Raw genomic sequence first — 12,622 nt, 5'->3', positions numbered from 1 at the left:
AGTAATACGATGAACAATACTCAACTTGTCCAGTTTCTAGATGGATTCGTCGGTGCAGAAGCGGACTATCCATTCGGCCCTCAGGCGCTTGTGTACAAAGTTAAAGGTAAGATGTTTGCCATATTGGCGGAAAGGGAAGGAAGGGAGTATGTGACAGTCAAAGTGGTGCCTGAAGATGGTGAGGTGTTGACGAGCCAGTTCAGTGACATCACACCTGGTTATCATACCAACAAACGTCATTGGGTTACGGTTTATTATCCGGGAGATGTGGAAGACGGTATGATTGAAGACTTGTGTGAGCGTTCTTATCAGCTCGTCGTGAAAAAGTTGCCTAAGTTGCAACAGCTTTCACTCGGTAGCTAGCGATTGTGTAAGTACAATCAGTGAACGTATAGATCAAACAAGCGCCATATTGCTTCAAAACTCAGCAATCAAAATAAAATGTGATATTTTTATTTGACTCTCATCGCTCAATCCGTAAAGTATGCAGCGAACGCCGCGGTGGGTAACCTAAAGCGTTGAAAAAAAAGGCGCGTTGGCAGAGTGGCTATGCAGCGGATTGCAAATCCGTGGACCTCGGTTCGACTCCGGGACGCGCCTCCATTTGCGACACTAGCTCAGTTGGTAGAGCGCAACCTTGCCAAGGTTGAGGTCACGAGTTCGAACCTCGTGTGTCGCTCCAGATTATTTTGGTAGCGATTTTTATATCGATATCCTAGATGGTGTCTCCATCACAAGTTTAGATTTGTGTGCCCTGGTGGTGGAATTGGTAGACACAAGGGATTTAAAATCCCTCGACGTTCGCGTTGTGCCGGTTCAAGTCCGGCCCGGGGCACCATCTACAAAATTTGAGGCGCGTTGGCAGAGTGGCTATGCAGCGGATTGCAAATCCGTGGACCTCGGTTCGACTCCGGGACGCGCCTCCATTCGAATAAAAAAAACCAGCTTGTTGCTGGTTTTTTTGTATCTGCTGTTTTTACACTTCTGCCAATGGTTTATTTGAGTCGTCTAACTCAACCAGTGCGAAACCATTTTTGCCGTTTTTCTTAATCTCATACATGGCCTGATCAGCGCGTTGATAGATATCAGCGAATTGATGGTGACTTCCTGCATATAGGCAAGCTCCTATACTTAAACCAATCTCGGCTCTGTTGTTGGTATTGATCGATGGCATCACATTGACCAACAGTGAATCACAAAGGTGTGTGATCTGGTCGCGGGTGGAGTTACCGCAAAGAATGACAAATTCATCGCCACCAAGACGGCCGATTTTAGCGTTTTTAGGCATGTGACGGGTCACACCTTCAGCAATTTCAATCAATAACCTGTCGCCCGCTTGGTGGCCGGATTGGTCATTAACGTTTTTAAAGTTATCGATATCGATAAAGATCAGTGCGCTGGTTTTATGTTGATTGAACGTGAGTTGGTGATCAAAAGCATCCTCAATGGCGATACGATTCAACACACCAGTCAAAGGGTCGCTATTGGCGAGTTTGGCGAGCTGAATTTCATAGCGTTTTTCTTGGGTGATATCGATATGAGTGCCCATCATACGCAGCGGCGAACCATCTTCTGCGTACTCAACAATTCTGCCACGATCGGAAACCCAACTGTCGGTGCCATCTTTATGGGTCATACGATGAATGACCTGATAAAGGTCGGTTTTACCTGCAATATGGTCTTCAAAAGCGCCAACAGCCAAATCATAATCGTCTGGGTGCAGCTTACTTTTCCATGTCTCTACCGTGGCGGTGAGTTCATTGGGTTGGTAGCCGAGCATCTTTCCCCATTCCATGTTAAAAATGGTCAACCTTCCTGATGGTACATGCTGTTCCCATAGGCAAAGCCCGTTGCCATCGAGTGCAACGTTGAGCTTTTCTTGCAAACGCTGGTTGGCACGTTTTAACGCTTCATTCTCATGCTTGAGCTGTTCAATTTGTTGTTTATAGTCGTCCATCACCTTCCCTGCTATAGCGACTAATCAGCCTTGAGCCACTATAACTCATCTGTCTGGTGAATATCTATGGTGGGATAAGCGAAGGTGAAAATCAGACAACAGCGCCAAGTGTTGCTTCGCTTCGCACCGAATCGAACGTTGTTGCACACATCTAGTGCGATAATTCTGTTGGTGTTGGTTTAAGTTGTTGAATTTGCAAGGTGAAAGTGTCTGGCACTCTATTTGCTCTACAATATTAGCCTCCGTAAACGGCGGCCAAAATAGAGATAACAACGTCACAGGCAGCGAAGCCTCTCTCCGTTAGTGAGAGAGGCTTTCGCCGTTTTAAGGAGAGTGTGATGGAAGTGGTTGAAGCGACCAAAGTATGTGACTTGTCACAGTTGCTCCCGTCTCGTTACGGGGCATACAAGTTTTGCTAATGTCACAGGCAAAGATACGCTGGTCAATATCGAGAACGTCATCTTTAAGGACAGAGCCATAACCATCGTCCCTTAGACGGCCAAAATTATTTTATGAAAAATTAACACTTGCATACTGCGTCGATGAATTGTTGAACGTACTGCTGGACAGGGAACTGTCTGATTCTTAGCTGTTTGTGTTGTTTTGTAACCGCTAAGCTGAATTTTTCGGCATTCAAACTCAATTAAGTCTTAATTATATTGACCTTGGCGAACAATCGATTAAAGTACACCTCGTTCGAATGACATGCTCGTTCGGATGATGGTGTACCATCGCAAATTGCGTTGCCCTGGTGGTGAAATTGGTAGACACAAGGGATTTAAAATCCCTCGGCGTTCGCGCTGTGCCGGTTCAAGTCCGGCCCGGGGCACCATCTGAAAATTTGAGGCGCGTTGGCAGAGTGGCTATGCAGCGGATTGCAAATCCGTGGACCTCGGTTCGACTCCGGGACGCGCCTCCATTTCATATATTAACCAGCCAAGGGCTGGTTTTTTTGTATCCACTTAAAACACCCATTCAAAACCATCTTACCATTGCGAGAAAACAGAACTCACGGCACTATAAGCCTCATCGAGTATTTGTTTGGTTAAGGAGGAACTTTGAACACTGGACTCACAATCAGCTTGGTGCAAATCCCAGTCACGAAAGGTGACTTGCCAGCCAATCTTTCACGGCATTTGGAGATGATCGCAATCTCTGCACAAAAGGGCGCCGATGTCGTTGTCTTTCCAGAGTTGTCGCTGATCGGTTACGAGCTCGAAATGGCTGAAGAGCTTGCAATGACGACTCAATCTGACGTGTTTAGCCGTTTGTCAGATTCTGCCGTTGCGCAGAACGCCGCTGTTATTGCTGGCTTTCCTTTAAAAACATCTGCGACGATAAAACCCACGATCGCTGCGGTGATCTGTCTTCCTAACGGAAAGGTGGAATTATATTCGAAACAATATTTGCACCAAGGTGAGGAAATATATTGTTCAGCTGGAAACAAGGATTATCTACTTGAAATCGCCGGTCATAGGATTTCACTAGCAATATGTGCAGATTTTTCAGCACCAGAGCACTCACAAGCCGCGCATCAGCTGAACGCAACCCTTTATTTGGTTAGCGCACTTATTTCTCAGCAAGGCTTTGAAGCCGATGCAAATCTTCTCGCTGACATCGCGACTAAATGCCGTTTCCCAGTACTGCTAAGTAATCACATATCGACAACGGGTGGCTGGAAAGCATGTGGTAAAAATTCGCTATGGAACGCCAAAGGTGAGCAGGTGTTTTGTTCAGAATCGGCACAGAGCGGCATAGTCCTTTGCACTTTTAAAGGCTGCGATATTGACGCTCGTTACGTGCCGATAGATATCAACTAAGCGGAACACGGGCTCACTTTAGTCGCCATTTCACGCTGCCGCATTGGCATCAGGTCGATAATGTGTTTGACGAGTTCCCAGTCCGTTTTTTTGTCCCAGCGACGTTTCTCTCCACCGTCTTTGCCGAGCAATATTATGGTATGTGAATCAGGCTTAACCTTGTAAGCGTCAAATAACGCTGGCAGGTCAAACTCCTCTTTCATCCATGCTGGAGAGGTAAAGCCATCCGCGGTAACGACAAGCGTGACCAAGTCTCGCTCTTCTAGCTCACATTCGTTGATTAAGCTTTCCAGAACAAATTGTTTGACGTGAGAGTCGTTAGTCGGAGCAAAATAGATCAGACTACGGTGAGGCATTGGGTGGCTATAAGCAGGATAGGCCCAAGCCATGGGACCGAACAGCAGGGCAGCGAGTAGAAGGAAAATACGCATCAGTTCTCATCTCCCGTGAATACCTAACAACAATCGACATTGATAGATGTTTTACGTAACTTGGCGATGTTAAGCTCACACCTAAGTAAAATTATAGGAAACAAAATTTATGCATTCACTGATCACTGAGCGACTAAGGTTGAGAATGGTTGAACAAAGCGATGCTCATTTTATTGAGCAGTTGTACAACACACCTGATTTCCTTCAATTTATTGGTGATAAGCAGATACGCTCGCAAGCAGATGCAGTGAAGTATATCGAAGAGAAGATTCTAGCCATGCATCAACAGCATGGTGTTTGTCTTTTGCTGGTAGAGCGACTCGATAGTCACGAGAAGCTTGGCGTATGCGGTTTAATCAAAAGGCCTGAATTGAGTGCATATGACATTGGCTATGGTTTCTTGCCTTCAACGTATGGGCAAGGATTTGGCTATGAAGCAGGTCAGGCAGTGATTAATTACGCCAAACAGAGGTCAAACATAGATGAGCTGGTGGCGATCACAACGAGCGACAACGTTGGAAGCCGAGCTTTATTAACTAAACTAGGTTTTACCTATGTCAAAGTTCAAGAGCCAATAAGTGATACAGTAGATTTACTTTTGTATCAAATGAACCTGACCAGAGCATAAACATGGCCATATCGAGCATTTTACAGGGCGAGTTGCTTACCGAGTTCAAAACAGTTTGTGCCATGATCGTCATTTACTGTCGTGATCATCACAAGACAAACGGGGTACTCTGTGTGGAGTGTCAGGCACTGCGTGATTACGCCGAAACTAAGTTAGATCGTTGCCCGTATGGTAAGGCGAAACCTACTTGTAATCGATGTCCGATTCATTGCTACAAACCTGAACCGAAGCAACAGATGAAACTTGTGATGCGATATGCAGGGCCAAGAATGTTATTGCCACATCCATTGCTATCAATTCGTCACCTACTTCACGAACGCAAAGCGGTACCTGACAAGCCTGAGCCTAATGCTTCCAATCGATTTCAGAGACTCAATAGATAAAGAAAAGGACACAAATCGTGTCCTTATTTGTGGTGGTTATTCGCCAGCGACTGCTTGACGTTTCGTACGGATACTAGCAATCAACATATACAAACACGTTGCCAATAGAGTCGCGAATAAGTAGCCCATTAAGCCTTGTGTACCCGCCATAAACCAGTCAGCGGCAACAGGGCCAGCAACAGAGCCGATGCTATAGCTAAAGAGCATAACTTGAGTGGCAGACACTATGTAGTTCGCCTCTAACTTGTCGCATCCTAAGTTGATTGCGACAGGGTAGAGTGCGAATGTCGCCATACCTAATAAAAACAAGCCAGCGCCTAAAGCTTGCAGGCCATCAACCATGGTTGTGAATGTAATTGCTGCTACACCTAACATGCAAAACAGCGCCATCAACAATGTGCGGCCTAAGAATTTAGATAACCATGGCACGATAGGTTGAACCGCCATTCCGCCAAGGATAATAATCGCCATCAGACCACCAATATCACTATTTTGAATACCGCGAGTCTGCAATTCGATAGGCATAAGACCATAGATGGCACCAAGGGTCAGTCCGGATACCGCACAACCAATCATCGCAGCGTGATTCAGTTTTCCAATCTGTTTTAGAGATAACGGAATACTGTGCGCGCTTTCTGGCTGGTCACTTTCACCGAATAGCAATACCACTACGGCGACAATGAGCAATGTCACTATGGTGATAAAAGGGACACCGCCGGAAATGCCAATGACGCCAATGCCAAGTTGTCCTAGCGCACTACCGCCATACAATGATGCCATGTACAACCCAAGACGCTTAGCACGGGCTTTTTCATCACCATGTAGCAGCCACGACTCGACGATGACAAATACGCCCGCAACGGCCATACCAGCGACAAAACGGGCGATGATCCACGCGGTGGCGTTGGGTAACAAAGGCAGCATCATGATGGTGATGATAAATGCCACTAAGCACCAAACGAACGCTGAGCGATGACCGACTTTCTTGACTAAAGGTTCAACACCAATAGCCCCGATCAGTAGGCCAGCGTAGAACACGCTTGCCAACCAACTTGCTAGAGAACCTTCGAGTCCATATTCAGGCAACATTAAAGGAATTAGGCTCATTAAATAGCCTGAAGCGACTGCATATAGAGCAAGCGCAATGACAGGCACTGAAATGCGAGCTTTAGGAGCAGGGGCTAGGGTATTTTCCAATGTCGTGGCCTCAAAGTACGGATTAAATATGAACAGGATTTGGCGCGACTATCGGACTAAAGTTGGTGAAGGTAAAGCGAAAGGTTTTAATCTTGACGATAAAAAACCATTATCAATAATGGGGCTGAATAATTGCAAAGAAAAGCGGCCAAAATATGCATTTTTAACCGCTGTAATTGAGGGTTTTGATGGTTGGTTATTTTAAAATGGCTTGGCTAAGCCATTGATTAAACTGACTCTTGGGTAAGGCGCCATTCACCATGTCGACTCTTTTGCCGTTTTTAAACACCATTACGGTTGGAATGCTTCTAATTTGATACATTGCTGCGAGGTTTGGCTGGCTTTCAGTATCGACTTTTACAAATCGAACATTATTTGCTCGCTCACTGGCTTCGTCTGCAAATACGGGAGCAAATCCGACACATGGGTTACACCATGGTGCCCAAAAATCGACCACCACGGGTACGCCACTGTTTAAAATTGCAGTGAAGTTTAAATCGGTTCCTTCAATAGGTGCCCCAACGAGTAGGGGTGTTTGGCATTTCCCACAAACTGGAGATTCGGCAATACGTTCGGTCGGCACCCGATTGATACCTGAGCAAGATGGGCATCGAGTATTAAAGGTAGACATAGTTTTTCTCTCGTTATTTTTTCTATAAGATGACAGTCAATGTCATCGATAGTTATACTCTGAAACAATCGAGTGATACAAATAACAAATTCAAAGGCCCTGAATGAAAAATTTCTATGCAGAAATTACTGGTTGGGGGAAATGCCTACCACCAGCTACGCTCTCTAATGCGGATTTAAGCACTTTTCTTGATACATCAGATGAATGGATTAGAACCAGAACTGGTATTGAAAACCGCCGTATTAGTCACGTCAACACCTCTGACATGGCCACCGTTGCCGCAAAGCATGCGTTGGCTTGCGCGGGAAAAAGTGCTGATGAGATTGACCTCATCATTATTGCCACCTGTTCACCAGACTCACTCATTCCGAATATTGCCTCTAAAGTCGCTCAGAATCTTGGCATTAAAGCCGCAACTGCGTTTGATCTTAATGCTGCGTGTACGGGATTTGTCTATGGTTTAGAAACAGCAACACGTCTGATGCAGGCGGGTAATTATCAAAATGCGATAGTGGTTGGTGCTGAACGTTTGTCATTCTTTATTGACTGGACAATGCGTGATACTGCTGTGCTGTTTGGCGATGGCGCGGGCGCAGTTGTGTTAACTCGTACAGAAGAGCAAGTGGGCTTGCAGCAGGCACAACTAGGCTGTGACTCTGCTGGACGTGACATTCTTTCTGTTCCTAAATTTGGCACATCAATGGATCGCTTTGCTGCCGACAATGGCTATTGGGATTTCAACTTTGTAGGTAAAGAGATCTTTAAACGAGCTGTAAAAGGTATGGGTGCCGCAGCGCAAAACGTATTGGCGCGTAGTGGTTTATCCACTGACGACATTGATGTGGTCATCCCGCATCAGGCAAACATTCGCATTATCCAAACCTTATGTGATCTCTCTTCAATCAGCCAAGATAAAGCGTTCGTTAATATTCACAACTATGGCAATACGTCAGCGGCGACGGTACCAATCGCGTTATGTGAATCCCTAGAACAAGGATTCGTTAAGCCAGGAGATAACCTACTATTGGCTGCATTCGGTGCTGGCCTCACTTGGGGCGCTTGCCATATTCGGTGGGGTGACCGAGTAACCCCTGTAGGAGAAAGTAACGCGGCTCTACCTGAATGTAATCAGAGCGCACTTGAGCTGCTGAGCAATGCTATCGAGCATTGTAAAAAGCGCGCTTAACTCCCTTATATACCAGCAAAAGTCGCACTTAAGGTGCGACTTTCACTAGCATTAATATTATTATATTGGCCTAACGATAAGAACAACGCTGGGCTTGTATGAAATTCCTCCACACCTCTGATTGGCATCTTGGCCGCCAGTTTCACAACGTCTCACTTTTAGACGATCAAAAAGTCGTACTTCAGCAAATTATTGAGTATATCGAGACTCATTCTGTTGATGCCTTGGTCATCGCGGGAGATATTTACGATCGTTCCGTACCACCGACAGCAGCCATAGAAGTGCTCAATCAATTTGTGACAAAAGTGTGTGGAGAATTGCAGCTTCCTATCATTATGATCTCGGGAAACCATGATGGCGCAGAGCGACTAGGATTTGGCGCTGAACAGATGAAAAGCTCGGGTTTACACATTCTGTCGAGCTTTCAGGATATGTTGCAACCTGTTGAATTAGAGACTGACATTGGTCGTGTGTCATTTTATGGTATGCCTTACAGTGATCCTGAACAGGTTCGTCACCATTTAGGTCAAGCGGTATCGACTTACGATCAGGCGCACGCACTACTTTGTGAGCAGATTAAGCAGCGCGTCGAGCCAAGTTCTAAGAACATTCTAATCAGTCACTGTTTTGTTGATGGTGCCATTGAGTCTGAGTCAGAACGCCCACTATCTATCGGTGGTTCTGATCGGGTCAGCCATCAGCATTTTGTCGATTTTGACTATGTGGCACTAGGCCATCTCCATCAGCCTCAGTACAAGGGCGAAGAGTTTATCCGCTATTCCGGCTCTTTAATGAAGTACAGCTTCTCTGAGCAACATCAGAAAAAAGGCATGACATTGGTGGAGTTCGATCTCAATGGTTTCAAGTCAGCAACCCATATTGATCTTGTTGCGCCTCATCAAATGAGAATCATCGAAGGCGAGCTTGATGCCATCATATCTGGAGCGAAAACCGATCCGCAGTCTAACGACTATCTGCTGGTTCGTTTAATGGACAAGCACGCTATTCTCAACCCTATGGAAAAATTAAGAGCCGTGTATCCCAACGTGCTGCATTTAGAGAAACCGGGGATGTTGATCGGTGTTGAGCAGCAAATGGCCGCAGCCAAACTTGCTCGAAGCGAGGTGGATATGTTTCGAGATTTCTTCATTGAAGCTCAGGATAGCGAACTGACACCAGAGCAAGATCAAGCGATCACAGATATCGTCAAACAGCTAAACCAGCACTAAGGGTATACGATGAAACCGACTCAACTTACCATGCAAGCATTCGGGCCTTTTGCTGAGCGCGAAATTGTCGATTTTACTAAGTTAGGAAGTAACCCTCTGTTTCTTATCAATGGTCCTACGGGCTCGGGTAAGACATCGATTCTCGACGCTATCTGTTTCGCTTTGTATGGAGAAACAACGGGTAACGAGCGTCAGGGTATCCAGATGCGTTGTGACCAAGCCAAAGAGGAACTGCCGACGGAAATTACGTTGGAGTTTACACTAAATGATCGTCATTACCGCGTTACTCGCTCGCCAGAGCAAGAAGCACCTAAAGCGCGCGGAGAAGGAACGACAACCCGCAAACATACCGCGTCGCTTTATGAGATCACCCATGGTGAGCAACTGATTACCAGTAAGACGGTACAAGTAAAAGCAGAGATAACAAGCTTACTCGGGCTAAATGAAACTCAGTTTCGTCAAGTGATGGTGTTACCTCAGGGTAAGTTTCGTGAATTGCTGCTCGCCAGTTCGAAAGATCGTGAGGCAATCTTTGGGCAACTGTTTCAAACAGATGTCTATAAGAAGATTGAATTTGCCCTTAAAGACAAAGCGAGTGCTATTAGTAAAGCGAAAGATGAATTTGATAACCAAATTCGCGGCGCTTTACAGGTCGCCGAAGTCACTACCGAGCAAGAGTTGGCAGCACGTGAGCTAGCCTTGAGGGCTGAGCTAGAATCTGCGAAAGCCCTAGAACATAGCGCGCATGAAAAGCTTAACCTCGTCAAAAGCGAACTCCTTCGAGCTCAGGCGATTCATGATCAATTCATCAAGCTGGAAGTTAGTCGTAACGCGTTGGCGAATCACCGTGCCAATAGTCATCAGATAGCAGAGATTAACACTAAGCTTCACGCAGCACACATTGCCACTAAGCTTGAGGTGCCATATGCAAATCTTGCGTCCATTAAGAAACAGATCGACGATTTCGCGAGCAGTATTGCCACGTTAAACGGACAGATAGAAGATGCCCGACTGGCTCATAGCAAAAGCCAAATGGAGCTAGAGCTAGCACAAACAAACGCCGATCAAATTACCAAACTGAATGAATGCCAATTTCAGCTTGAACAAGCAAAGATAAAACTTGCAGAAAAGCAGCTGTTAGAGCAGCAAGTGAGTTCACTCATCGCAATGCGTGACGAGTTAGCAAGAAAGCAGGTCCAGTACCTCGGACTGAAAGATAAGTTGGTTAAAGAATCCGATATCGCTGCTAATTCTTTGCAACAGGCTCGTCAGGACATCAGTGAGAAGGCAACGCTAGAAAACAAGATGTTGAGCCACCAGCATCTGTTAACAGACTTGAAGAAATACCATGCGATCAAGATTGAACTCGATCGTCTACTCGGTTTGTCAGGTGAGCACGAACAATCACTGGCGGCAGCAAAAACTACTTTTGAGGAAAGGCGGAACTATGCCGACCAATTGGAGCTTGGGTGGCACAACGCACAGGCATCGATTCTTGCGCAGAAACTGGAACAGGATCAGCCTTGCCCAGTCTGTGGTAGTTGCCAGCATCCTCAACCCGCCAAATTAAGCAGCGAAAGCGTCACCAAGGAACAAGTTCAGAGTGCGCGACAGCAAGAGCGCCATGCGTTAGAGCAGTTCAACCTTGTCAATAACGCGTACAGCCAGCATAACAATACGCTAGAACTGCAACAACGACAGTTAAATGAAGCGGCGAGTCAGTTACAAGATAATGTCACAGCAGATGTTGTTCAGTTTGAGGATCAATTAGTTCAGATCAGGCAGAGAGTCGAGGCGTTATCGACCATTGATTTAGCGAAGATGGAACAGGATGTGGTTGAACTCAATCAGCGTTGTGCCAACGGTGATGAGAAAATCAACCAACTCAAAGCGGAAATCGCGGCAAACGAATCAGCCCTCAAGGTACAACAACAGCAGCTTGACAAAGTTGCATCGGCGATCGATGCCAATTACCCCTCTGTAGAGGCAGTGGAACAGCAGTATGCAAGTAATCAAGCGACTATCGAACAGCTTAAGCAGGCGTTAGAAAGAGCCAAACAGACGAACGAGCAGCTCACTTTACAAGTGACAAACCTACAAAGCCAGTTGGCAACCAATAACCAGCTATGTCATGAAGCGCAGCAAAAACGCGATCAGTGCGAACAGATATGGAATTCAGAGCTAGAGCGTTCGGGCTTCGAATCTGAACACATCTTTTTGCAAAGTCGAGCAGAAGAACCTCAAATCGTATTGTGGCAAAAGACGGCGAATGAGTATCAAGAAACAACGGTTAAGTTGCAACAAACCGTCGCTGACTTAGAACAACACCTGACGAACGGTGAGAAGCCTGATTTAGATAGCAAAAAGTCTCAATTATCACAGGTTGAGCAAGAGTATCAGCAGGTGAGAGCAGCGTTAGACGCCGTGCGTTCTTTGTTTCAAAGGGTCGAAAAAGTACAGCAAGACATTGCGATTCTGCATGAAAAAAATAGACAACTGGAAGCTGAATACCGAGTTTACGGAACACTTTACGATGTCGCCAGCGGTAAAACAGGCAGCCGAGTTAGCTTACACCGCTTTGTGCTAGGTGTATTGCTTGATGATGTGTTGATTCAAGCGTCACAACGATTAAGCATCATGAGTAAAGGTCGTTACCACCTAGTGCGAAAGATGGATGGCTTTAAAGGTTCGGCAGGGCGAGGACTCGATTTGAGTGTAGAGGATGGCTATACCGGAAAAAGCCGTGATGTGGCGACTTTATCGGGTGGTGAATCTTTTATGGCAGCGTTGGCGTTGGCTCTTGGGCTATCAGATGTCGTTCAGTCATACAGTGGTGGTATTCGTCTTGATACGTTGTTTATCGATGAAGGTTTTGGCAGCCTAGATCCAGAGTCATTGGATCTGGCTATTCAGACTCTGGTTGATTTACAGCAAGCAGGGCGGATGATCGGTCTAATCTCTCACGTCAGTGAGCTAAAAGAGCAGATAGCGCAAAGAATTGATGTGCATGCAAGTCGTGTCGGCAGCACAATCAGACTCGTGGTCACATAACGCCAGATCTGTTGTGGCGTTAATTGGTTAGCTGTCGTTATGTGTGCTAAGAATTAGTTAGGTAGAACAATTCTAAACTTTTGTCTTATTGTGTGGTTAGGTGACGTTA

General features: G+C 45.9%; 12 protein-coding genes and 6 tRNA genes. 14 read left to right on the top strand and 4 right to left on the bottom strand.

What is annotated here, in order from left to right; genetic code table 11:
• Positions 1 to 9: 9 nt before the first annotated feature.
• From ACQEXT_RS17415 to ACQEXT_RS17395, 5 genes are all read left to right on the top strand, one after another.
• On the top strand, positions 10 to 363 hold the full coding sequence (locus ACQEXT_RS17415) for an MmcQ/YjbR family DNA-binding protein (protein WP_426953060.1): 354 nt from the start codon (positions 10 to 12) through the stop codon (positions 361 to 363).
• A 166-nt stretch (positions 364 to 529) separates the two neighbouring features.
• Positions 530 to 603: transfer RNA gene (locus ACQEXT_RS17410), tRNA-Cys, on the top strand.
• 3 nt (positions 604 to 606) lie between these two features.
• Positions 607 to 682 (top strand) — tRNA-Gly (locus tag ACQEXT_RS17405).
• Positions 683 to 751: 69 nt separating this feature from the next.
• A tRNA-Leu gene (locus ACQEXT_RS17400) sits at positions 752 to 838 on the top strand.
• Positions 839 to 852: 14 nt separating this feature from the next.
• Positions 853 to 926, top strand: a tRNA-Cys gene (locus ACQEXT_RS17395).
• Between the two features lie 50 nt (positions 927 to 976).
• On the opposite strand, the gene ACQEXT_RS17390 is transcribed toward ACQEXT_RS17395, so the two are convergent.
• Positions 977 to 1,957, bottom strand: coding sequence for a diguanylate cyclase domain-containing protein (locus ACQEXT_RS17390; protein ID WP_426953059.1), 981 nt, complete (start codon positions 1,955 to 1,957; stop codon positions 977 to 979).
• Positions 1,958 to 2,702: 745 nt separating this feature from the next.
• On the opposite strand from ACQEXT_RS17390, the gene ACQEXT_RS17385 reads away from it, so the two are divergent.
• The 3 genes from ACQEXT_RS17385 (at position 2,703) to ACQEXT_RS17375 (ending at position 3,777) form a co-directional block, all read left to right on the top strand.
• Positions 2,703 to 2,789: transfer RNA gene (locus ACQEXT_RS17385), tRNA-Leu, on the top strand.
• 13 nt (positions 2,790 to 2,802) lie between these two features.
• Positions 2,803 to 2,876 (top strand) — tRNA-Cys (locus tag ACQEXT_RS17380).
• Between the two features lie 139 nt (positions 2,877 to 3,015).
• On the top strand, positions 3,016 to 3,777 hold the full coding sequence (locus tag ACQEXT_RS17375; protein WP_426953058.1) for a carbon-nitrogen hydrolase family protein: 762 nt from the start codon (positions 3,016 to 3,018) through the stop codon (positions 3,775 to 3,777).
• Here the strand turns inward: ACQEXT_RS17375 and ACQEXT_RS17370 are convergent.
• Positions 3,774 to 4,208 (bottom strand): DUF4174 domain-containing protein, encoded by a 435-nt coding sequence (locus tag ACQEXT_RS17370; protein ID WP_426953057.1) that lies wholly within the window; start codon positions 4,206 to 4,208, stop codon positions 3,774 to 3,776. The two genes, ACQEXT_RS17375 and ACQEXT_RS17370, sit on opposite strands and share 4 nt — an antisense overlap.
• A 109-nt stretch (positions 4,209 to 4,317) precedes the next feature.
• Here ACQEXT_RS17370 and ACQEXT_RS17365 point away from each other — a divergent pair, with 109 nt between their 5' ends.
• Complete coding sequence (locus tag ACQEXT_RS17365) at positions 4,318 to 4,836, top strand: GNAT family N-acetyltransferase (RefSeq protein WP_426953056.1); 519 nt, start codon at positions 4,318 to 4,320, stop codon at positions 4,834 to 4,836.
• 2 nt (positions 4,837 to 4,838) lie between these two features.
• A complete protein-coding gene (locus ACQEXT_RS17360) occupies positions 4,839 to 5,219 on the top strand; it encodes a nitrous oxide-stimulated promoter family protein (RefSeq protein ID WP_426953055.1) in 381 nt (126 codons plus the stop codon).
• A 36-nt stretch (positions 5,220 to 5,255) separates the two neighbouring features.
• Here the strand turns inward: ACQEXT_RS17360 and ACQEXT_RS17355 are convergent, their stop codons facing one another.
• Entirely contained in the window at positions 5,256 to 6,416 is a 1,161-nt protein-coding gene (locus tag ACQEXT_RS17355) for an MFS transporter (RefSeq protein ID WP_426953054.1), read from the bottom strand.
• Here ACQEXT_RS17355 and ACQEXT_RS17350 point away from each other — a divergent pair.
• Positions 6,364 to 6,621, top strand: coding sequence for a hypothetical protein (locus ACQEXT_RS17350; RefSeq protein WP_426953083.1), 258 nt, complete (start codon positions 6,364 to 6,366; stop codon positions 6,619 to 6,621). The two genes, ACQEXT_RS17355 and ACQEXT_RS17350, sit on opposite strands and share 53 nt — an antisense overlap.
• On the opposite strand, the gene trxC is transcribed toward ACQEXT_RS17350, so the two are convergent.
• Positions 6,613 to 7,047 carry a thioredoxin TrxC gene (trxC, locus tag ACQEXT_RS17345; protein WP_426953053.1) on the bottom strand — a complete coding sequence of 145 codons (435 nt, stop codon included), beginning with the start codon at positions 7,045 to 7,047 and terminating at the stop codon, positions 6,613 to 6,615. The genes ACQEXT_RS17350 and trxC overlap by 9 nt on opposite strands.
• A gap of 103 nt (positions 7,048 to 7,150) precedes the next feature.
• Here trxC and ACQEXT_RS17340 point away from each other — a divergent pair, with 103 nt between their 5' ends.
• The 3 genes from ACQEXT_RS17340 (at position 7,151) to ACQEXT_RS17330 (ending at position 12,513) form a co-directional block, all read left to right on the top strand.
• Positions 7,151 to 8,233, top strand: coding sequence for a ketoacyl-ACP synthase III (locus ACQEXT_RS17340; protein WP_426953052.1), 1,083 nt, complete (start codon positions 7,151 to 7,153; stop codon positions 8,231 to 8,233).
• A 98-nt stretch (positions 8,234 to 8,331) separates the two neighbouring features.
• Positions 8,332 to 9,462 (top strand): exonuclease SbcCD subunit D, encoded by a 1,131-nt coding sequence (locus ACQEXT_RS17335; RefSeq protein WP_426953051.1) that lies wholly within the window; start codon positions 8,332 to 8,334, stop codon positions 9,460 to 9,462.
• Positions 9,463 to 9,471: 9 nt separating this feature from the next.
• Positions 9,472 to 12,513, top strand: coding sequence for an AAA family ATPase (locus ACQEXT_RS17330; RefSeq protein WP_426953050.1), 3,042 nt, complete (start codon positions 9,472 to 9,474; stop codon positions 12,511 to 12,513).
• Positions 12,514 to 12,622: the final 109 nt, after the last annotated feature.

Source organism: Vibrio sp. TRT 29B02, assembly GCF_050113655.1.
In the GTDB taxonomy this organism is placed as follows: Bacteria; Pseudomonadota; Gammaproteobacteria; order Enterobacterales; family Vibrionaceae; genus Vibrio.
The sequence above is the reverse complement of the archived record's forward strand: the minus strand, read 5'-3'. Positions and strand labels throughout refer to the sequence as shown.

Excerpts from the sequence above, each read along its gene's own strand:
- ACQEXT_RS17415 (WP_426953060.1), top strand. The coding sequence starts at position 10 with ATGAACAATACTCAACTTGTCCAGTTTCTAGATGGATTCGTCGGTGCA.
- ACQEXT_RS17390 (WP_426953059.1), bottom strand. The coding sequence starts at position 1,957 with ATGGACGACTATAAACAACAAATTGAACAGCTCAAGCATGAGAATGAA.
- ACQEXT_RS17370 (WP_426953057.1), bottom strand. The coding sequence starts at position 4,208 with ATGCGTATTTTCCTTCTACTCGCTGCCCTGCTGTTCGGTCCCATGGCT.
- ACQEXT_RS17365 (WP_426953056.1), top strand. The coding sequence starts at position 4,318 with ATGCATTCACTGATCACTGAGCGACTAAGGTTGAGAATGGTTGAACAA.
- ACQEXT_RS17360 (WP_426953055.1), top strand. The coding sequence starts at position 4,839 with ATGGCCATATCGAGCATTTTACAGGGCGAGTTGCTTACCGAGTTCAAA.
- ACQEXT_RS17350 (WP_426953083.1), top strand. The coding sequence starts at position 6,364 with ATGACAGGCACTGAAATGCGAGCTTTAGGAGCAGGGGCTAGGGTATTT.
- trxC (WP_426953053.1), bottom strand. The coding sequence starts at position 7,047 with ATGTCTACCTTTAATACTCGATGCCCATCTTGCTCAGGTATCAATCGG.
- ACQEXT_RS17340 (WP_426953052.1), top strand. The coding sequence starts at position 7,151 with ATGAAAAATTTCTATGCAGAAATTACTGGTTGGGGGAAATGCCTACCA.
- ACQEXT_RS17335 (WP_426953051.1), top strand. The coding sequence starts at position 8,332 with ATGAAATTCCTCCACACCTCTGATTGGCATCTTGGCCGCCAGTTTCAC.
- ACQEXT_RS17330 (WP_426953050.1), top strand. The coding sequence starts at position 9,472 with ATGAAACCGACTCAACTTACCATGCAAGCATTCGGGCCTTTTGCTGAG.